General features: G+C 62.5%; 8 protein-coding genes. 3 read left to right on the top strand and 5 right to left on the bottom strand.

Annotated elements, in window-relative coordinates:
- Positions 1-18: 18 nt before the first annotated feature.
- A complete protein-coding gene (locus PMI23_RS05375; protein ID WP_007949676.1) occupies positions 19-1,116 on the bottom strand; it encodes an AraC family transcriptional regulator in 1,098 nt (365 codons plus the stop codon).
- 211 nt (positions 1,117-1,327) lie between these two features.
- Between PMI23_RS05375 and PMI23_RS05370 the strand changes: the two genes are divergently transcribed.
- From PMI23_RS05370 to PMI23_RS29200, 3 genes are all read left to right on the top strand, one after another.
- A complete protein-coding gene (locus tag PMI23_RS05370; RefSeq protein ID WP_007918190.1) occupies positions 1,328-2,275 on the top strand; it encodes a SphA family protein in 948 nt (315 codons plus the stop codon).
- A gap of 255 nt (positions 2,276-2,530) precedes the next feature.
- Positions 2,531-2,725, top strand: a complete 195-nt coding sequence (relB, locus tag PMI23_RS05365) for a type II toxin-antitoxin system RelB family antitoxin (protein WP_007918192.1) — start codon at positions 2,531-2,533, stop codon at positions 2,723-2,725.
- Positions 2,726-2,798: 73 nt separating this feature from the next.
- Entirely contained in the window at positions 2,799-2,999 is a 201-nt protein-coding gene (locus PMI23_RS29200; RefSeq protein WP_157279731.1) for a type II toxin-antitoxin system RelE/ParE family toxin, read from the top strand.
- A gap of 47 nt (positions 3,000-3,046) precedes the next feature.
- On the opposite strand, the gene PMI23_RS05360 is transcribed toward PMI23_RS29200, so the two are convergent.
- The 4 genes from PMI23_RS05360 to gspE form a co-directional block, all read right to left on the bottom strand.
- Complete coding sequence (locus PMI23_RS05360) at positions 3,047-15,559, bottom strand: filamentous haemagglutinin family protein (RefSeq protein ID WP_007918194.1); 12,513 nt, start codon at positions 15,557-15,559, stop codon at positions 3,047-3,049.
- Positions 15,560-15,748: 189 nt separating this feature from the next.
- Positions 15,749-16,858 (bottom strand): substrate-binding domain-containing protein, encoded by a 1,110-nt coding sequence (locus PMI23_RS05355; protein WP_007918196.1) that lies wholly within the window; start codon positions 16,856-16,858, stop codon positions 15,749-15,751.
- Positions 16,859-17,469: 611 nt separating this feature from the next.
- A complete protein-coding gene (gene gspF, locus PMI23_RS05350; protein ID WP_007918198.1) occupies positions 17,470-18,681 on the bottom strand; it encodes a type II secretion system inner membrane protein GspF in 1,212 nt (403 codons plus the stop codon).
- On the bottom strand, positions 18,681-20,087 hold the full coding sequence (gspE, locus tag PMI23_RS05345; RefSeq protein WP_007918200.1) for a type II secretion system ATPase GspE: 1,407 nt from the start codon (positions 20,085-20,087) through the stop codon (positions 18,681-18,683). Before gspE ends, gspF begins: the two co-directional genes overlap by 1 nt.
- Between the last annotated feature and the right edge of the window lie 107 nt (positions 20,088-20,194).

Raw genomic sequence — 20,194 nt, 5'->3', positions numbered from 1 at the left:
ATAATCGACACAGATCTTTCAGGTCGATGCATGACTCAAGACACCGCGGTCGGCCCCCTCTCCCTCCGGGAGAGGGCTGGGGTGAGGGTTGGCGTCATTACGCCAGGCGCTAGGGCTCAGCCCCGTCCAACGCTTGAACGCTCGGCGAAAACTGCGCACATCGCTGTAGCCCACCTCTTCGGTAATCCGCTCGATCGGCATATCAGGATTGGCCAGCAAACTCAGGGTCCGCGCCTGCCGCACCTGCTCCAGCAAAGCCTCGAACGTCAGCGCATGCTCAGTCAACCGCCGGCGCAAGGTGCGGCTGCTCATATTCAAATCACCAGCAATCTTTTCAATGTGACTGCCACTACTCAGATCCCGCGCAATCGCCCGTTCCACAGCCTGAATCAGATCAAGCTTCTGATGCACCTGCGCCGCTTCCAGCTCCAGCAATGCCACCGCCTGACGCAACGCCAGCGAATGATGATTGGGCAGATTCACATCCAGCCATTGCCCATCGATCAGCATGCGATTGTGCAGGCAACCGAAGCGCACATCCGGCCCCAGCAGGCGGTGGTATTCGCTCAGATAATCCGGCGCGGCGTGCACGAACTCCACGGCAATCGCCTTGAACTCAGCCCCTGCCAGCGCGCGGCCGTACACCAGCAGACTGGCGAAAAACTCCTCGACTGCGAACACCTGCACATCAGCGAACGGCAAGCGGCATTCAGCATCGAGATGCACCTGGCCACCGACCACATCGACGCTCGACACCACGATGCCGCCCGAGGTGTGCTGATGCCGAATGCCCAACGCAAAAGCATCACGCAAGGTCTTGCACAGCGACAGCACATGCCCGAGCAGGCCCAAAGTGCCGAGCACGTTCTGCGCCCCGACCCACAGGCCCAAGCCCTGATTAGGCAGCACTTTAAGTGCGCGCTGAATCATCGCTACGGCTTGGCGATAGGAAATCCGCTGCGCCGGATCCTGCAGGTCTTCAAGGGTAAAACCCAGCCCACGGCACAGGCTCTGGGAATCGATGCCCCTGCTCTGCACGACTTCGGCGAGGGTTTGCAGGAGGAACGGCGAGACCAGCGCCAGTTCGAAGGTCGGGTCTTGGACTTTTACGTTCATGGGGGCTGACATTCCGGATCACGCTTGATTGTTATTTTTGTAACCGGTTGTGTCGATGGAAGTTAGCACAAGGTTTACGGACTGTCCGCAGATGCCCCCCTCATTGTCCGCCAATACCCTGCCCCAACGTACGCCAAACGCTTATTTCTAGCGTACCGGCGCTCCGAGCGACCGGTACCAGGTCCCAATCACAATAATAATGAGGACAGTCATGAGCCAGAACCGTGCAACATCCTTCTTGCCGCTCGCCCTTTTCATCGCGGGTTGCCCGCTGACGTTGCCCGCCCTAGCCACCGAAGCCGGGGTCGACAACATCGGCACTGGCACGGACGGCTTCTTCATGCTGCCGCTGGAAGTCGACAGCCTCCCGGAGAACATGGTCGCGTTCAATCTCTACTACAACCATTACAAGGCGCGAAAACTCAATATCAGTTCGCTGGGCGGCAAGGTACCGAACGTCGAGATCGAATCCACTGCAGTGATTCCGCGCCTCGATTATCTAAGCCCTGTGCGCGTATTAGGCGGGCGCCTGGCCGGTTACATCGCCCAGCCGTGGTTGAAGCAGGAAGTCTCGGTGTTCGGTTTGAGCGACACCCGCGAAGGCATGGGCGATACCACTATCGCGCCGATCATTCTGTGGGACATGGGCAAGAACCTGACCCTCGGCGCCGCCGTGGAGATCACCGTGCCCACCGGCGAATACAGCGTCGATCGACTGGCCAACACCAGCAACAATTTCTACACCTACAAGCCGCTGTTCTCATTCACCTGGCTGCCGACTGAACGCACCGAAGTCTCGATGAAGACCACTTACAGCTTCAACGAGAAAAACAAAGACACCGACTACAAATCGGGGCAGATCTTCCACTTCGATTACTCGGCCAGCTACAAGATCACCGACGACTTGATGCTCGGCGTCAACGGCTACTTCCTCAAGCAAACCACCGACGACAAACAGTTCGGCCACACCGTGCAGTTTGCCGGGCAGGACGTTGATGACGGCGTACGCGGCAAGGTCTTTGCGATTGGCCCGGCGCTGCACTTCACCTTTCTCAAGTACGCCAGCGCGGAGATTCGATGGGCCAAGGAATTTGATGTGGAGAACCGGCCCGAAGGTGAAATGCTTTGGGCGAAAGTCAGCATCCCCTATGCGTTCTGAGTGCATTTGTAGGAAAACGCACCTGGATTTGTAGCCTGAAAACCTGAAAAACGCATGGGTGGAATACGCCTACAGCGGCGGTCGAGATTACCGGACAACAGGGGGAAACGTCTGGCAGATTTAAAGGATGCGCTTGCAGATACTGGGCTCCGTTATCCCATGGTTGCTCAAGGGCTCATGGGGTGCATCGTCAGCCAGTGACGACAATGGGCCATGTCCCCCCTTAAACTGCCGAGATTGATCACGGAGATCACTATGAGCATATTACTTTCCCCGTTTTACTCTGACTTCGAATCCGAAGAAGAGGCAGAGAGCTACGATCGCTGGTTTCGTGCAGAGGTACAGCATGCACTCGATGATCCTAGTCCTGGTATTCCCCATGATGAGGCTATGGCGATGCTCGACCAGATGCTGGAAGAGATGCGCAGGAAGCGCCGCTCTGCTGCTTGAATGGAGCAGCAAGTCCTCGCGTCAACTGGCTGACATCTTCAAATACATCGAGTAACACAACACCAACGCTTCAATTTCGCTAAGACACAAGGTTGGTGCGGCAGCACAACGGCTTTCATCAATACCTTACGGTTACCGACCTGGCCGAGTGCCTGGTACTCGTGAGATGGTGATTCATCCGAATTATCTGCTGGTCTATCGAGTGAATGGGCGCATCAGAATACTGGGGGTGCTTCACCCCCGGCAAAAATACCCTTCAACTTCATCGACATAAAAAAAGGGCGACCCACCGGCCGCCCAAACGTACTACACGAGAGTCTTTTACAGCGTCAGTTGCCCACGCTCCTCTTCGGTCAACTGCTGTTTCGCCTGATCATCCAGCGCCCCGGCGCCCAACACCTGCACCGGGCTGTTCGGGTTGTAACCCGGTGCCGGTGCACGGCTGGCACCATCGCGGGACGGCGCAAGCTGTTCGTTGCCGAAGCTCAACACCTGCACGGTGAACACCGACGCCTGATTCTGTCGCGAAGCTGCCTGCTGCTGACGGGCGACGTCCTCCGCCGCTTGAGTGGCCGACGATGCTGCGGAACTCGCCGATGTAATCGCCCCGGTATTCACCGCCGACACCACCGGCACACCCGTCGCCTTGCCCTGAACCGAAATGTTGGCGGCGTTGACCACCGTCAGCGCGGCGATGTTGACGTTGCCCGAAACGCGAATCCCCGCCTCGCCCGCATCGATGGTGCCCAGCGGCGCGATCAGGTCGATGTCGCCCGGCGCCACTTCGGCGATCGGGTTGAGCGTGGCGATACCCGCGCCGGTGCTCGGCACCGACGGCGACAGGGTCACGTTGCCCCAAGTGTCGTAAACGCGTTTCGGCGGGGTGTAGACCACGGTGGTTTTCGAGCCGCGACCGGCGTTGATATCGCCCTCGGCCGACCAGCCGAGAATCGAGCCGCCGAACGTGGTCATGATCCGGCTCTGGCCGAGCAAAATGCTGCCCTGCGAATAGAGCTGAATGTTGCCCGAACCCTGAGTGATGATCCCTGCGGTGGACGGTGGCGCCGCGCCTTCGATACCGAACACCTGACCGCCGCCCGGGGTGAGCATCTGGATGTCGCCGCCGAACAGGGTCTTGACCCCTGCTCCGCCGTACAGCGTGATGTCGCCGTCGTAACGGATCGGATTGCCCGCCACATCAGTGGTCGGGAACAGCGCGGCAATGGCGTTGCGACCGCGTAGATAACTGCCTTTACGCGGGCCATCGACATCGTTGTACTCCAGGCCGCCGGCGCGCAGCTCGGCGAAGTACACCTGCCGCGCGAAGATCGCCTGCTCGGCGCTCGGCAGCGCGGCGTAGAACGCTTGGGCCTGTTCGTCACTGCCGTTAAATCCATAGCCGAGGGTCAGCCAGCTCTGCAGTTCGTCGAAGTAGGTCCTGACCACTTTGCCCGGTTGCGCACTCAGCGACTGGTCAGGGTTGGCGAGGTTCTGGCGATTCAGATAATGCGCTATAAAGCGTGAGTAATCAGGCCCTTGCGCGCCCACACCCGCCTGCATGACCACGCTGGCACCAGGGCGGTTGTCACCCGCCACTACCGGCCCGATGCTGGTAATACTGGCGCGGTCCTCCATCAGGATATTGCGCCCGGCATTGATGTCGAGAACGCCGGGACCGGCGATGTCGAAGCTGCTGTAGAGAATGTCGCGGCCCGCGGATACCCGCGAAATATCTCGCGGATCGTTATGCACGAACAGGTTGCCGGTCGACGCAATGCTTTCGCTACTCGGCGAGCCCATTTCGGCGTTGGGCACGATCGTTGGCTGGCCGAGGAATGTACCGGACGCAACGATGTCGCGCCCGGCCAGCATCGACACCGGGGCCGCCGCTTCGTACCAGGTGCGTCTGGACAGGTTGAACGTCAGCGTTTCACCGCTGCGCACGCCCACCAGATCCCCGGTCAGGGCATAGAAACGTGCCGGTGCCTGCACATCACTCAACCCCGAGTAACTGTTGGGCCCAAAGGCAAACAGCGGATAGCGCACATTCTTGTCCGCTGAAACACCGTCACTGTTCAGATTCGTCATGATTGGCGTCGCCGACGTACTGCTGCCGTAGCCATTGAATGCGGGAGCGAACGGCGTGGCGATGGCCAGTGGACTGGCGCCCGACTGGTTGATCGCATAGCCGCCGGCATAGATCGAATCCTGCGCCAGCAACTCCAGTTGCCCTGCATTCGACGGCGCCAGCAGCAATGAATAACTCGTTGCCGGCACTACGCCGCTGCCTTGGCTGTACACCGCTGACGGCCCGGCATAGATCGAGCCTTGCGCAGCCACTGCGCGCAAGATCGACGGATAGACAAAGCGCCCGTCGGTCGGCGAGGTATTACGCGCAGTCACGGGACCTTGCCCGATGGTTTCGCCCAGTTGGGTGCTCGGCGTCAGATTGCCGCCCGCTGAAAACAGGTCGATCGCGGTGTGATCGGTCCACAACGAGAAGCCGCTCAAGCCGCCGCCGTCGTGTACGACGCCGTCATCGGTGGTAAACGGCGTAGAGTTCTGCAAGCGTACCCGGCCCGGGTCCGCCGCCCCACCCAGTACCAGATCGCCACGGGTATTCAGGCTCATGGCCGAGTCGCCCGGGATCAACACCAGGCCGCCGGAAGCGCTGCCCAGCGTGGCCGTAAACGGATCGTACGGGCGGACTTCACGAACGTCCTGAACGGGAGCGGCAGCGCCATACTGAAGATTGATACCACCCAGCGCGCCCCCGGTCAGTTGTGCGGCACCGCGCAGGTTGATCAACGCACCTTGCAGATCATGTTGCGCAACACCGACGCCATTTTGTCCCGCCCGGGCCTGCAGCGACGGGTTGACCGAGCCACCGACACGGATGTCCATGTCACCGCCGCCGGTCAATTGCAGAGTACCGTCGCTGCCCACACGTCCGGTGCTGCCGACTGCCACGATCAAGCCCTGCCCACGAGGATAAAGGTTGCTGTTGCCGCTGCCGCCCATGGCCTTGAGCATGCCGGCGTCAGCACCGGCGCGCAGGCTGATGTTGCCGCCACCCAACGTCCCGAAACCGGTGAACCCCACCAGGAAGGGGCCAGTGTCGACGCTTTGATCCGGCAACGGCTGAGTCGCGTAGCTGCCGAAGTTGATCCACCACGCCGTCGGCACATCGCTGCTGCCGGTGCCCTGACGCCAGAGCCAATTGCCCACGGCCACACTCGGCACCTGTTCCGGGGTATCCATGTTTTGCGAGTACCCGCGGCGACCCAGCACATCGCCGGAAATCGAACCGCCGGCATTGATCGTCAGGTTGCCACCCATTTGCGGGTACCAGGCCTGATACAGGCTGTCATTGCCACTGACCCATTTTTCGTAATCGCTGCCGCCACTGCCCAGCACCGAGCCGTTATCCGACAGGCGTCCGCGCGGCTGGTTGTACAGCGGATCGACGTCCTGCGACTGCGTGCCGGCGGTGTACACGCCGAACGGTGAATCCATGCTCAGATCGCCCGCGGCGAGCACGTCCAGATCGCCGGTGCCGGTGCGCAACACGCTGAACATTTGCGTGCGGGTTTTGACGGTGATGCCCGGTTTGTTTTCCACGCACAGTTCCGGGAACGCACCGCACCAGGCCGCCACGTCATCGTCGCTCATCGGGGAGCCGGCAGGCATGCCCAGCCAGTTGTCCGGCGCCCACGCCCAACGCGGCGCCGGCACGCAAGAGTTCGGCGCCCAGTCACACCAGTCTTTCAGGTCGTCAGGCACTGGCTCACCGGGAGTAAAACCACCCAGGTTGCCGTCGCCCCAGACCAGCGTCGGCGGTTTTTCCGTCACCTTCAAGCCGTAGTGGGTGTCGGCCAGACGCAAGTGCCCATCGCTGGAAAGCGGCTTGATCGCGCGGCTGTCCGCCGCACTCAGATCCGCACCCGCCACCACGCGCATCGACCACGACGCACTGCCGGCCGGCAACATGCTTGCGACTGCCCAGTTGCGCCCCTGTTGCGTGCCGCTCAACGGTCGCAACTCAATGAACGCGGTGCCGTCGGCCAACACGACATCAGTCATCGACGGGATCAGCGAGCCACGCAACAGAGCAAGCGAACCGCTCAGGCGCACGCCCTTGATCGCGTTGGTGCCCGCCTCGACGTTGCCTGGCAACGGCACGCCTTTGGGCCAGCGCACGGCGCCGATCGCCGTCACGTTGTTCAAGCGGATGCCCGCGCCAAGGCGACTGCCCGCCGGCAAGGTCACGCTGTCGGCAAGCAACGTACCGGCGGCGTACAACAACTGGCCCGTCGCATCGTGTACCGCAGCGGCCAGCACTGTGCCTGCGCCCAAGGTATACGGTCCGGCCAGGGTCGCCTCGGTGGGCAACAGGGTCCCGGCGGGCAGCGTCGCCGCTTGCAGCGGCACGTCGTAGTTCAACGTGACACCGGCCGGGAACAGCGTGCCTTCGGCCAGGGTCACGCCCGCCGTCGGCACGATCAGGTCGCCACCAAACGGCTGGATGCCCGGCAAGAGTTTCCAGCCGGCATCGTCGACGGTTTCCGGCGGCGGCGCGAAGCCGTCGTTGAGGCTGCCATGAATATCGAGGTTGCCGCCGGCTCGCATCACCAGACTGCCCGCCTCGCCCGAACCGTACACAGCGGTTTTCTGCGTATGCGGATTGAGGCTGGCATAGCGGTAGCCGGACAAGTCCACATCGCCCTGCACCACCAGATCGCCGTCGGCGGTTTTGCTGGCGATTTCCACGCCCGGCCGTAAATGGAACGCATCGGCGTAGGTGGCATTGTTCAGCCCCGCCAGCTTGTTCTGCAGCAGGTTGCGGTTGGCCAGCGCCGCGTCGATGAACGCACTGCTGTCAGCATGGATGCGGTCGAAGTAGGCCTGATCGATCACCTGATACGGCCGTCCGCTGGCCGCCGGGTCGACGCCGTCGGTGGCATCGGTATAACGCCGCGTGGCATTAAGGCCAATCGATCGCGCGCCCTGAATGCTCAGCGCACCGCTGGCATCAATGGCGATGTCATCGGCACCGAGGCGCGGCGCGTTCAACTCCAGCGTGCCGCGCAACAGCCCGTCGGACTGCCCGGGCAAGGTGCCGCGCACGGCATCGGTGCCATGACGCAGATCGATCCGCGCACCGGCGCCAAGGGTCAACAGACCCGCAGCAGAATTGAGCTCAACCGTCGCCCGGTTCGGCGCGTCGATGATCTTGCCGTAGCTATCGACCCGCAGCACACGACCATGGGCGTCGAGCACGGCGTTGCCGGCCAGGGTCAGGCCGTTTTGCGCCGACAGGCGAATGTTGCCGACCCGCTCGCCGCTGGCATCGATCAAACCCGCGACGGTCAGGCTGCCGTTGTCCACCGAGACGTTCACTTCACCAGCCTTGAGTCCGTCGCCAATCAGCAGATCACCCTGCTTGAGTTGCAAGCTGCGACTGCCGAAGACCTGACCGGCATTCAAGCGCTGGTTGAGGGCGGCAAACTGCTGACTGGCATCACCGTTCAGGTGCTGGGCGCGGATGTCCACGCCTGCGGATTTGTACGGCACCCACGTGCCGCCGGCATCGTAATGGCCGCTGCTGGTTCCGAGTATCTGGCCTTGCAGATCAACCATGCCCGCATCGCTGGCCAGCGCGACGGCACTGAGGGTGCCGGCCTGATTGTTCTGCGCCGAGAGGTCGATGCGCGAACCGGCGGCCTGACGAATATTGCCGTGGCTGCTGTACAGCGCCACATCGCCGCCCCAGCTGTACTTGCTGACATCATTGAACGGCAAAGTGCGGCCGGCCATGTCCACAGACGCGCCATCGGCGAGGGTCAGATCGCCCTCGGATTTCACCAGCAGTTTGCCGCTGGCCAGGGTGATGCGGCTGTCCAGCGCGATGCTGCGGGCATCGAGCGTCAGTTCCGCGCCCAAGGCATTGGCGGCCGCTGGCTTGCCGGCGCCGGTGAGCGTCAGGTTGTTGCCGGCCTTGAGCAGGTTTATCGAAGCGGCCTCGCCCGTCAGCAGCGGCGTGCGCAGGTTGAGATTGCCGCCGCTGTAGACATAGCCCTTGACCGGATCGTAAGCGCCCTGTTCCTGGTACACCGCCAGGCTGCCCTTGTGATTGGCGGTGATGCGCTCACTGGCGCTGAGGTTGACATTGGCAAAACCCAGCGCCAGCCGATTGTTCTGCTCCAGACCGCTGGCCTGCGGATTGGGGCCGTAACCGAATTCGATGCGCTGCGCCTGAATATCGAGGGTGCCGCGGCCCGTGCCGGCGCCGCCAGTGATGACGGCGCCGGGATCCTGGCTGGCGCCGTTCCAGATCAGATTGGCGGTGCGAATGGACGCCACGTCAGCGCTTTCACCCAAGCCGTAAATGGCTGGCGTGGTGAATATCAGGTTCTGCAATTTACTCACGCCCGTCTGCGCGTCCAGCGTATCGAGGCTGACGTTGCCGTAAAAGTTGAACGCATCGCGGCTGGTCAGGCTCAAGGTTTCCAGCGCGGGCGCACCCAACTGCGTATCGCCGCGCAACAAGCGATCGAGCACACTCTGGTTCAGCGTCAGACCGGTCGGCACGCGGTTGCCGGCAGCGCTCAAGGCTTCGGCGCTGCCAGCGTTGACGGCGCCGACAGCCAGGGCCAGATGGCGGGTGCCGAAGCGTACCGACTCATCGAGTTCAAACTGCTTGTCGGTGGCGGCGGTAATGCTGCCGTTGGAATAGAGCAGCGTCGGGTTGGTGCAGACGGTCATCGGGCACTTGCCAATGCGAATGTCGCCCGCACCGGAAGTACCGTCCGCTACCGCTGGCGCCAGGACGTTGGTCCAACCGTTCGACACCATCAGCAGCGCGGCCGCCCCCGGCTGGTAGATGAAACCACTGCTGGAGTCGTACGGCGCGTTGCCACGGCCCAGGGTGTTGATCCCCGAACCGGCTTCGAGGGTCATGCCACCATCGCTGCGGGCGGTGCGCAACAGCACCTCGGGCGCCGACAACATCGCCCCCTCGCGCAGGGTAATCGACGTCGTGTAGCCAGTGAACGAAATGATATTGCCCGCGCCGCTGTAATCGATCAGCGGTTGCGCGCCGAGGGTCAGGCGCCCGGCATTCAAACCGTTGAGGCTGTCGGCATACAGCGACACGCCAGTGAAACCGTCGGTGCGCGAATGCCCGGCGCCGAGAATTTCAAAGTCCATTGCCCCGCGTACCGTGGCGGTTCCGACCACCCCGCCGGCAGCCGGGGCGAATAACGCACGGCCGTTGAAATCCAGGGCAACGTCCTGCTCGGCGCCTGACATCAAATACAGATTCAGCGATTTGCCATCCATCGGGGCCAAGGCCCGGGGCACGCCACGCCGTGTCGCGTCACTCTGGATGAATTGACTGAAACCGGTCTCGTTGTACTGCGAATAACGGCGCAGGACATCCGCAGACGTCAGAATGACCTGGCTGGGCAGGCTGTTACGCAGCCCGGTGTTGGCAATCGACATCTGCCCCGAACGGGTCCACGAACCATTGCGCATCTGCAACGCGTCGTTGCTGACGCCTGCTGTGGCCTGACCATTGACTTCGACCCGGAACGCCCCGGGCAGCAAGGCAAAGGTCGAGGGCAGCAACGTGTAGGTGCCCGCCGCCAGACCCGGCACGCCGGCACCGAGGGTAATCTGCTGGCCGATGCGCGGATCGACCGCCCCGGCCTCGGCGAGCATCGGCGCGTAGGCACTCTGATTGCCCGGCACGATGGCGTACACCGGATTGCTGGCAAGGCCGGGCAGGCTGAAGGTGCCGTCATTGGCGTTGCGCACCAGCGGGTTGTAGCGGGCATCGGTGGAACCGCCGCGCCCGGAGACAAACCCGGCGCCGCGCAGATCACCGCCACCGGACAGATCGATCAGCGCGCCGCCCTGCACATCGACGTAGCGCGAGGTCAGCGTCACGCCGGCGGTATCCGCACTGATGCCCTTGAGCTGAACGGATTTGCCAGCGTAGCGATAGTCGATGCCGTCGGTGGTTCCGCCATATGGCATGAGCAACCCCGCGGCGCTGACCGAAGTCACGCTGCCTGGCAGCAAATGCAGCTCGCGGGTATTGACCACCGTCTCACCGCCAAGGCTGATCATGCCCAGCGGTGCGCGGATCACCCCGCCTTGTTCAATGCGCCCGGCCGCCAGTGTCAGGTTGCCAAACACCGAATACGGCAACGCGGCCGGTGCGGCCCCGCTGCTGCTGATGCGCAAGGTGCGAGCCGGATCGGCACCGGGGATCACGCTTTGGTAGCCCACCCGCACCTCAGCGGTGACATCGCTGGCAGGATAGATCTGCGCGGCACGCAGGTTGAGGTCGCCCGGTGTCCACAGTTCGGTTTTCTCGACATAACCGGTCGGCGCCAGAAAGCGCAGGTCACCACGGCTGTGCAGGGAGACCTGATCAAAGCCACGACGCGTCACCTGCAAATCCGCACCCGTGAGCTGGACAATATTGCCCGCGGTACCGAACGACAGGCTGTTGCTCAGGTCCAGTTGATCCGCACTGGCATTGAATTGCCCCATCGATATACGCGTTGTCGGCGTGTTCATCACCCGTGGCCGAAGGTTGCCCGGCGCCTCGAAATACTTGCCCGTCCCCGACAGGCGCAGGTAGGGCGCAGACAGGTCGATACGCGCATTGTCTTGCGCGCCTTCGGCCAGCGAAATCGCGCCGGCATACAGGCTCAGGCTTTGCTGCATGTGCAGATTGACGTCACCGTCGAACGACAGCAGGCCGTTGCTCAGCACACTCAGATTATCGAACCCGCCAGCCATCAACTGGTCGGCACTCAGGCGGGCACGCCCGTATTGCAACGCGGGCGCCGCTTCACCCGGTTGCACATCGGCCGGCAACAGGGCGTCAGCGGTTTGCTGGCTGATGATGATTTCGCGCGGCACGCGCACCTCATTGCTGGCATCACTGCGCAGATAACTCGGCGTCTCCAGAGCGATCTCCAGGCGCCCACCCGCCGCGCCGACGCCACCGGCCGCCGCGCGCAGGTCGCCGTCGATGAACAGGCCGTTATAGGAACTCAAGGAAATTCGCCCGCCGTCCGTAGCGACCGCCGTCGGCCCCTGCCCGGCGATATCCAGCAGCGCCTGCGCACCGGAAGCGTCAAGCCGCGCGCCATTGCGCACGACGACATAGGCATCGGCCGCCGTGGCGGTGGCCTTCTTCGCGTCGGTTTCACCGCCAATGATGATGCTGCCGCCCTTGCCCACCAGCCCATATACCCGGCCCAGCGCATCCACGCTCGTGGCAGCGCGCCCGGCGACATCGAGCACGGCGTGGTCGCCGATCCAGATCGAGCGGTTGTGGGCATTTTTGTCGGCGACTTGCGAGGCCTCGGCGACATTCATCGAGCCGAACTGCTGCTGGCGAATGTCGATGATGCCGCCCCAGGCATTCAACTCACCGTCGACAGTAATCTGTCCGGCGCCGCGCACGTTGATGCTTTGCCCCGGGTCGACACTGATGCGCGAGCCCTGGCCAAGGGTCAACGCATTACGCGCAGGATCGCTCAACGCCACCTCGCTGGAACCGGCCTGCAAGCTCAGGCTGGCACCCGCGCGTTGCGTCAGTTGCGCCTTGGCCGGATTGTCCTGATAGAGCGTCGGCGTCCACAGCTCCAGCGCCTGTTGCGGGGCGACACCGCTGGCCTGACTGGCTGCCGCGTCAGCAAACCGGTAAACCGGCATCAGCACGTCGATCAGGGTGTTGTCCGCAACGTCCAGGCGGTTGAGCCCGATCAGGTTGTAGGCTGAAAAGCCCTTGTCGAACAGATCCGCTTGCAGCTGCAAGGTATTGTCGGCGAGGTCTTTGTCGGTCTGGCCGATCAGCACGTTGCCGGCCTGAATCAACAGGCTGCCGCCGCCCGTCACACCATAGCCACGCAACTGGCCAGCGAGGCGCAGATGACTGTCACCCGGCGCTGACAACGCACTGGACTCCAGCGTCATGTCGCCGCCCTTGCCCCCCCGAGTCTTGCCGTTGGCCAGGAGCGCGCCGCCGGAGGACACGTCGAGCAGGCTGCCGGTGCCGATTTCGATGTCGCCGCTGCTGCGGATCGAAATGACGCCACCGTCCAGATACGCAAGACTGCTCGCGTCATCCGGGTCAGTGCGCAAGTTGCTCCACAGCCCCCGGGTGTCCAGTTGCACCTTTTCCGCCACGCGAACACCCGTGGTCGTGCCCGCAGGCGCAACGATGCGGGTATCGGTGACACGGTCGGTATTGAGCTGATTGAGCACGTTGCCCACATGCAGGCTGCCGCCCCGTGCAATCAGGTCGGCGTTGACCTGCACCTGCGGCGCGTAGAGGGTGATATCGCCACCGTTGCCGACCGTCACGGCGCCGTCCACGTCGATGCGCTCTTTGGCGGCGACTTTCAGTGCGCCCAGTTGCCAGTCACTCAGTTGTGCAGCATCGAGAAACAGCTTGCCATTGCGCGCCTCGGACACCGCGCCGGTCAGGCCCGCGTCATTGTCGCCGTGCGGACGCTCAATGCCGATCTGCACCTGATCGAGCAACGGATTGAGGCCGTAGAGCACGCCACCCGCCGCCGCGACGTAGGCGGCATCGTAACCACCGACGATCAACTGCCCGCGCCGCGCGAGAGCGGTCTGACGCTGCGCGTAGCCATCGAGCACGGCACGCGGCGCCTGAGTCTGGCGCTCGCCCTGATAAACCTCCCCCAGCAGTTGCCCGTCGAGCCGCGCGTTTCGGGTGCCGATCACCAATTGCCCGGCATCGCGACCCACGGTGTAGCCAGCCTCCAGGCGCTTGGTCGGTGCGATCAGCGGGTTGTAGTAATAGCTCGTCTGCCCCCAGCGTTCGCTGCTGTCTTCATAACCGTTGTACAGACCGCTGTAGAGCAGATCGCCCGGCGCCTTGGACAATTCGTAGAGATGCCCGTCAGCCCCGCGCAACCAACTCTGGCGAATCTCGCCACTTTGCACATCGAGCGTGCCGCCAGACAGGTTGATCAACGAGCCCTTCTCAGTCACCACGTCATTGCCGGCGAAATTTACCGTCCCGCCCTGGGCCATCCATTCACCGATGCTGTGCCCTTGAGTGCCAAGGTAACCACCGACTTCGAGCAACCCCCCTGCCGTGTACCAGCGATCCGTGGCGTAACCGTTGGTGCCGGCGGGCACGTAGACCAGCTCACGCACGTCAACCCAGACGTCGTTACTGTTCAGCGCACCTTTGTCGCGGTTGCCCGAAGCGTCGCGCTGTTCGTTGCCCTGCACATTGATCTTGATGCTGTTGGATTCCATCGCGACTTTCACGCCGATGGCGCCGGAAACGTCGATCAGCGCGCCGTCGCGCACCAGGCTGCGACGCTGCGCGGCCACCGCGATTTGTCCGCCCGTGGCCAGGGTAATCGAACCGTTCTGGAACTCGACGCTGCCACCACTCTGGATGTCGATGCGCGACTGGTCACTGCGAATCGAATTGGTCGGGGTAACGGCGGTCAGTGCGGACTGATGCTGGCTGTCGAGGGCCGTGAGGTCACTGCTGTCGAGCATGATCGCCGTGGCACTGCCCTGCCCCAGCGTCACGCTGCCTTGGGTGTCCGTCGCCGGGTTGAGCAGATGAATCGTGCCGCGCGTGGCGACCGATGTGCTGGCGAGTAATACGCCGTTTTGCACGACCTCATGGCCGGTCAGGGTGATGTCGCCGGTCGCGGCCTGAATCAGACCATTGTTGCTGACCTTGCCGGCAACGCTGGCGGCTTTGAAGCCCGGCGTGACTTCGTTGCCGAACGTCGTGGAGAAGCCGTTGCCTTCGGTGCCCGCACCCTTGCGAATGTAAAAGCGATCCCCCGCCCCCAGCACGGTCTGGCCCTTGGCGGTGTTGATGCTGCCGTCGTTCTGCACTTCACTGCCCAACAGCAAGGCATAACCGCCGGCGTCGGTGGACTTCGCCGGTCGCGCGGTTTCGATGGACGCCCCGCGCTCCACCAGCACTTTGCCCGCCGCGTCGGTGAACGTCGGCTGGCTGGCGCTGCTGTCGAAATACAGGCCGCGATCACGGAACTGGATATCGGTGATGTTGGCGGCGGCTGCCACCAGGTTGCGCACGTTGACCTGACTGGTGCCGCTGAAGACGATGCCGTTGCGGTTGATCAGCATCACCGTGCCGTCGCCCTTGATCTGCCCCTGAATCTGACTGGCCCGTGCACTCGGATCGTTGACCCGGTTGAGCACCGCCCAATTCGCTTGCTGGGCAAATTCAACGCTGGTGTTACGCCCGACGTTGAAGGTTTCCCAGTTGAGAATGGCTTTGTCGGCGGTCTGCTCGATCTTCACCGTGGTCTTGCCGTCGGCCTGAGTCTGTTGCGGGCCTTTGGCGTTCTGCCAGCCTTGGGTAAGGCTGTTGTCGACCTTCAGCCCCCCCTCGGCCAAACCGTCCGGAACAAACTGCACCGAGCCCAATGCCGCCGCGCGTCCGGCCGCTTGCGCCGCTTGCTGTGCAGCAATCGCGGCGACGGTGTTGTTCAAGGTCTGAATCGACCGCTGCAGCTGTTGGTTGGCCTTCTGCTGTTGCGCCAGCGGCGGCGTCATCCCCGGCAAACCGCCGGTGCCGGGCCGTGCAGCGCTCGCCTGCTGCGCCGCGCCCTTGGCGGCAAACCATCCCGAACTGAAAGCAGTGGCCGCCTCGGCGCTGCCCGCCACCAGACACAAGGCAATCGCCTGCGCCAACGGCTTGAGCAGCCACAGCGCCGGATCGACGACAAGACGCTGTTGAGGCTGAACACGGGTACTGCGACGGGATGGGCGAGCGAGCATCACTACGAGATCCTTTTGAGTTGCCACACGAGGCCGCAGGTCGGGTGGACCCTGCTGTTATGAGGTAGGCGGTTGGCGAAGGCCGCGACCGAACGGATGTCACACAAACTTCATGATTGAGGAGTAGATCGGCCAAAAAAAAGCAGCAGCCCGAAGGCTGCTGCGATTGCATTGCGACTGAAGCGAAGCTTACAAAGGACGACCGATAGCGTTGCAGACGCTGGCGTTGTTGATGTCCAGGTTGTTGCCCGAAGAGTTGGTGACGAAGTTGGCGGTCACAGCGGCTTTCCAGTTGGTTGGAACCGGAGTGAAGCTGTGCGCGATGGTGGCAGCGTTGTTGCCCGGGTTGCTGTAGTGAGTGGTCAGGAAGCTGCGTACATCATTGGCCACGGTTGCATCCTTGTAGCACTGACCGAAGATGAAGTTGGTGTAAGCGACGATCGGGTAGCCGCTTGCCGGGTTAGGCACAACCGGTACCCACTGCGCCGGGTTGGCAGGCGCGGCTGGCAGAGCGGCCGAACCCAATGCCAGGGAAACGTTGGCAGTGGTTGGCTGCACGCCGTTGACGCGGGCAACAACAGCGTTGCTCGCAGCGTTCACACCGTCCGGACCGACGTAACCGATCGAACCGTCAACGGCGTTGACCTGGGTGGCGACGTCAGATGTACCGGCAACACCCACCCAGTTCGCAGGCAGTGCGGAGCCGGCTGGCAGGCGAGCGTTGGTGAAGGTGGAGTTGGTGGCGAACTTGGTCGGGCAGATCGAGTTCAGGTGGCGAGTGAGGATTTCCGAGGTGCCGCTGGAAACGTTGCGATAAACAACGCGAATCGGCGTGGTGTCGGCAGTACCCAACAGCGCACCCCAAGTGGTTTTGGCGCCCGAGAAGGCATCACACAGCTGAGTGCTGGTCAGGTTCAGCGCGGTCTGGCCAGACTTTTTGTACGGAATGGCAACCGAAGTGGCCACCGAAGGCAGTTGGATCAGCGGGCCGTACGAAGCGCCGTAGGTGCTGTTGTAGGTGCTGATTTCCGTAGCGCTGAGGATCGAGTCGCTACCGGCGAAGTGCACCGAACCGGTGGTGCTGAACAGCGCGGAGTTGTTGGTCAGGAAAGCCGTTTTGCCAGTGCCGCTACCGGTGCCCAGGTAGCTGAAGTTGGCTGGCAGGATGCTGTTGGCAGAACCTTTGTACAGAGCGGCAGGCAGAGTCGCGCCACCACCGGTAACGTTGGCGGCCATGGCCTGGGCGGAAGCCAGAGCGGCGACGGTCAGTGAGGCGGCGATCAGAGTGCGCTTGAACATGAAGAATCTCCTTTTCAACTGGGTTGTGAACACAGGTTTCGGGGTTGCTTGCATGACACTGGGAGGACTCACCGGGGCCCTCGCTAGCGCTGGCCTTGGTTAAGTCGCACTGAGAAATTCGCAGTTTCCGGTGACAGATAAAGGAAAAAACCTCGGGAGCTGTGAGGTGTTTCCGAAGGGATTTTCTCGGGTGTTTGTCGGGTGCTGCGCAGCGTCTGGGGCGGGGGTTTGGCTGAATCGGGCTGGAGGCGTTGGCGGGTGGTTGCAGATGACAGAAAGGAGAACCCGAGGATGGACCTTTTGAGGGTCGGGTGATGCTGAAGTCCTGGAAAAAAGATTGGATTATTTGTTGCCCTGACTGGCCCCATCGCTGGCAAGCCAGCTCCCACAAGGAGCCATGTTGTCAATGCGATCTGCGACACAACACAAGAACCTGTGGGAGCTGGCTTGCCAGCGATAAGGCCAGGTCAGACACCCTAAAAACATCTGACACACCACTACTGGATCAACTCAGTGCTCTCAATGATCGAATGCAATTGACTTCACAACACAGAACACTGTGGGAGCGAGCCTGCTCGCGAAGGGGCCCGATCAGACACCATAAAAACCGGCTACTGGACCAGTTGATTGATCTCAATGATCGGCAACAACACCGCCATCACAATCACCAGCACCACCCCGCCCATCACCACAATCATCAGCGGCTCCAGCAACGCGGTCATGCCCATCGCCCTCCGCTCGATATCACGCGACAGGGTTTGCGCCGCACGCTCAAGCATCGGTGGCAGTGAACCGGTTTTCTCGCCGCTGGCAATCAAATGAATCAGCACCGGTGGAAACACATTCTCCACGCGCAACGCTGCCGCCAGGTTCACGCCCTCACGCACCTTGGCCGTGGCCTCAGTGACGCTCAAACTCAAGCGATCATTGGACAAGGTCTGCCGCGCCGCCTCCAATGCACGCAACAACGGCACCCCGGCGCCGCCGAGAATCGCCAGAGTCGAAGCGAATCGCGCGGTGTTCAGGCCCAGAATAAAACGCCCGAACAGCGGCAACTTCAGCACCCGGTGATGCCAACTCAAACGTGCCGCCGGATTGCGCAGGTACAGGCGCCAGCTCCAGAACGCCCCTGCGATGATCGCCGCACACAACCAGCCCCACGCCCTTATGAAATCACTGGCGTTGAGCATCGCCAAGGTCAGCCCCGGCAAGTCCTGTCGCGCCTGGGAAAACGCGCTGACCACCTGCGGCACCACATAGCTGAGCAGGAAAATTACAATGCCGATCGACACCAGCCCTACCACACCCGGATAGATAAACGCGGTGAGAATCTTGCCGCGCAGGTTGTTGCGCTCCTCGATGTAATCGGCCAGCCGCTCCATGACCTGCGCCAGATCGCCGGACTCCTCGCCAGCCGCAATCAACGCGCGATAGATCTCAGGAAAATCCCGTGGCCGCGCCGCCAGCGACTCAGCCAGACGCATGCCACTGCGCACATCCGCACGCACGGCGCTGAGGGTGTGGGCGATGTGTTTTTTCTCGGCCTGCTCGACCGTGGCACTCAGCGCTGCTTCCAACGGCAGACTCGCGCCCAACAAGCTCGCCAATTGCCGCGTGGCCCACGCGAGGTCGTTGTCCGAGAGTTTGGCGCTGAACAGGCCACCGCCACCGTGCTGGGCGACGTTGCTTTCCTTGTGCACCGACAACGCGGTCAACCCGCGCCCGCGTAATGTTGTGAAAGCGGCGCTTTGACTGTCCGCCTCAAGGTGCCCGGATTCGATCTTGCCAGTGGCATCAGCAGCTTCAAAACGATAGCGATTCATCAGGCGTCCCGTGTCACACGCAAGATTTCTTCAGGCGCGGTGGCGCCGCTACGGATCCAGCGCTCGCCATCCTCGCGCAAGCTGAACATCCCGGCCTTGGCGGCTGATGCGCGCAAGGCCTGCTCCCCTGCACCTTGATGAATCAGGGTGCGGATGTCGTCGTCGATGCAGAACAATTCGTGGATGCCGGTGCGGCCGCTGTAACCGGTTTGATTGCACGCCGGGCAACCGACCGGGCGCCACGTCCCCGGTGTCGCCGGGTCTTCCTGTTTGCAGTGATTGCACAGGCGCCGCACCAAGCGTTGCGCAAGCACGCCGAGCATCGACGACGCTAGCAGAAACGGTTCGACGCCCATATCGATCAAGCGGTTGACCGCCGACACCGCGTCGTTGGTGTGCAAGGTTGCCAGCACCAAGTGACCGGTCAGCGAGGCTTGCACGGCGATTTGCGCGGTTTCGAGATCGCGGATTTCGCCGATCATGATGATGTCCGGGTCTTGCCGCAAAATCGCACGCAGCGCCAAGGCAAAGGTCATGTCGATCTTGGCGTTGACCTGAATCTGACTGATGCCAGGCAAGTCGTATTCCACCGGGTCTTCCACGGTGAGAATGTTGCTGGTACTCGCATCCAGCCGCGCCAGTGCCGCGTAGAGGCTGGTGGTTTTGCCGCTGCCGGTCGGCCCGGTGACCAAGACAATACCGTGGGGCTGGCGGATCAGGTGATCGAGTTTGGCCAGCACCTGCGCGTCCATGCCGAGGGTTTCCAGATGCAGGCGCCCGGCCTGTTTGTCGAGCAGACGCATCACCACCCTTTCGCCATGCCCGGTCGGTACCGTTGAAACACGAATATCGATCGGCCGCCCGGCCACGCGCAAGGCGATGCGACCGTCCTGCGGCAGGCGTTTCTCGGCGATGTCGAGCTGAGCCATGATCTTGATCCGCGACACCAACGCACCGTGCAGAGCCTTGCGCGGCGAGACCACGTCACGCAACGTGCCGTCGACGCGGTAGCGCACCACGGAATGGGTTTCGAACGGCTCGATGTGAATGTCGCTGGCTTCATCGCGGGCGGCTTGGGTGAGCAAGGCGTTGATCATGCGGATCACCGGCGCACCGTCCTGGGTGTCGAGCAGATCGGTGATTTCCGGCATGTCTTGCATCAAGCGGTCGAGGTCGACTTCGTTTTCCGCCGCACCGACCACTGCCGCCGCGCTGCCGGTGTCGGCATAGGCAGCGGCGAGCAAACCGTCGAGTTCGTCATCGCGTACGCGTTGAATCGTGGTCGCACCGAACTGCCGCCGCGCCTCGCTGATCGACCAGCCCGGCGTTGACGGGCAAACGGTCAGCACGCCATCACACAACAAAATCCGCTGCGCCTTGGCCCAGGCGTAAGGCAGCGCACTCATCTCATGCCCTCCCCAATCCCTGTAGGAGCTGCCGAAGGCTGCGATCTTTTGATCTTTGGTCGTTTGGGTCCGTCGAAGAGCAGGATCAAAAGATCGCAGCCTTCGGC

Origin of the sequence: Pseudomonas sp. GM24 (assembly GCF_000282235.1) — a bacterium.
GTDB lineage: Bacteria > Pseudomonadota > Gammaproteobacteria > Pseudomonadales > Pseudomonadaceae > Aquipseudomonas.
Note: the sequence above shows the minus strand (reverse complement) of the source record. Positions and strands in the feature narration are given on the sequence as shown.

Bases quoted from the DNA above. Each gene is read 5' to 3' on its own strand.
- PMI23_RS05375 (WP_007949676.1), bottom strand. From the start codon at position 1,116: ATGAACGTAAAAGTCCAAGACCCGACCTTCGAACTGGCGCTGGTCTCG.
- PMI23_RS05370 (WP_007918190.1), top strand. From the start codon at position 1,328: ATGAGCCAGAACCGTGCAACATCCTTCTTGCCGCTCGCCCTTTTCATC.
- relB (WP_007918192.1), top strand. From the start codon at position 2,531: ATGAGCATATTACTTTCCCCGTTTTACTCTGACTTCGAATCCGAAGAA.
- PMI23_RS05360 (WP_007918194.1), bottom strand. From the start codon at position 15,559: ATGCTCGCTCGCCCATCCCGTCGCAGTACCCGTGTTCAGCCTCAACAG.
- PMI23_RS05355 (WP_007918196.1), bottom strand. From the start codon at position 16,858: ATGTTCAAGCGCACTCTGATCGCCGCCTCACTGACCGTCGCCGCTCTG.
- gspF (WP_007918198.1), bottom strand. From the start codon at position 18,681: ATGAATCGCTATCGTTTTGAAGCTGCTGATGCCACTGGCAAGATCGAA.
- gspE (WP_007918200.1), bottom strand. From the start codon at position 20,087: ATGAGTGCGCTGCCTTACGCCTGGGCCAAGGCGCAGCGGATTTTGTTG.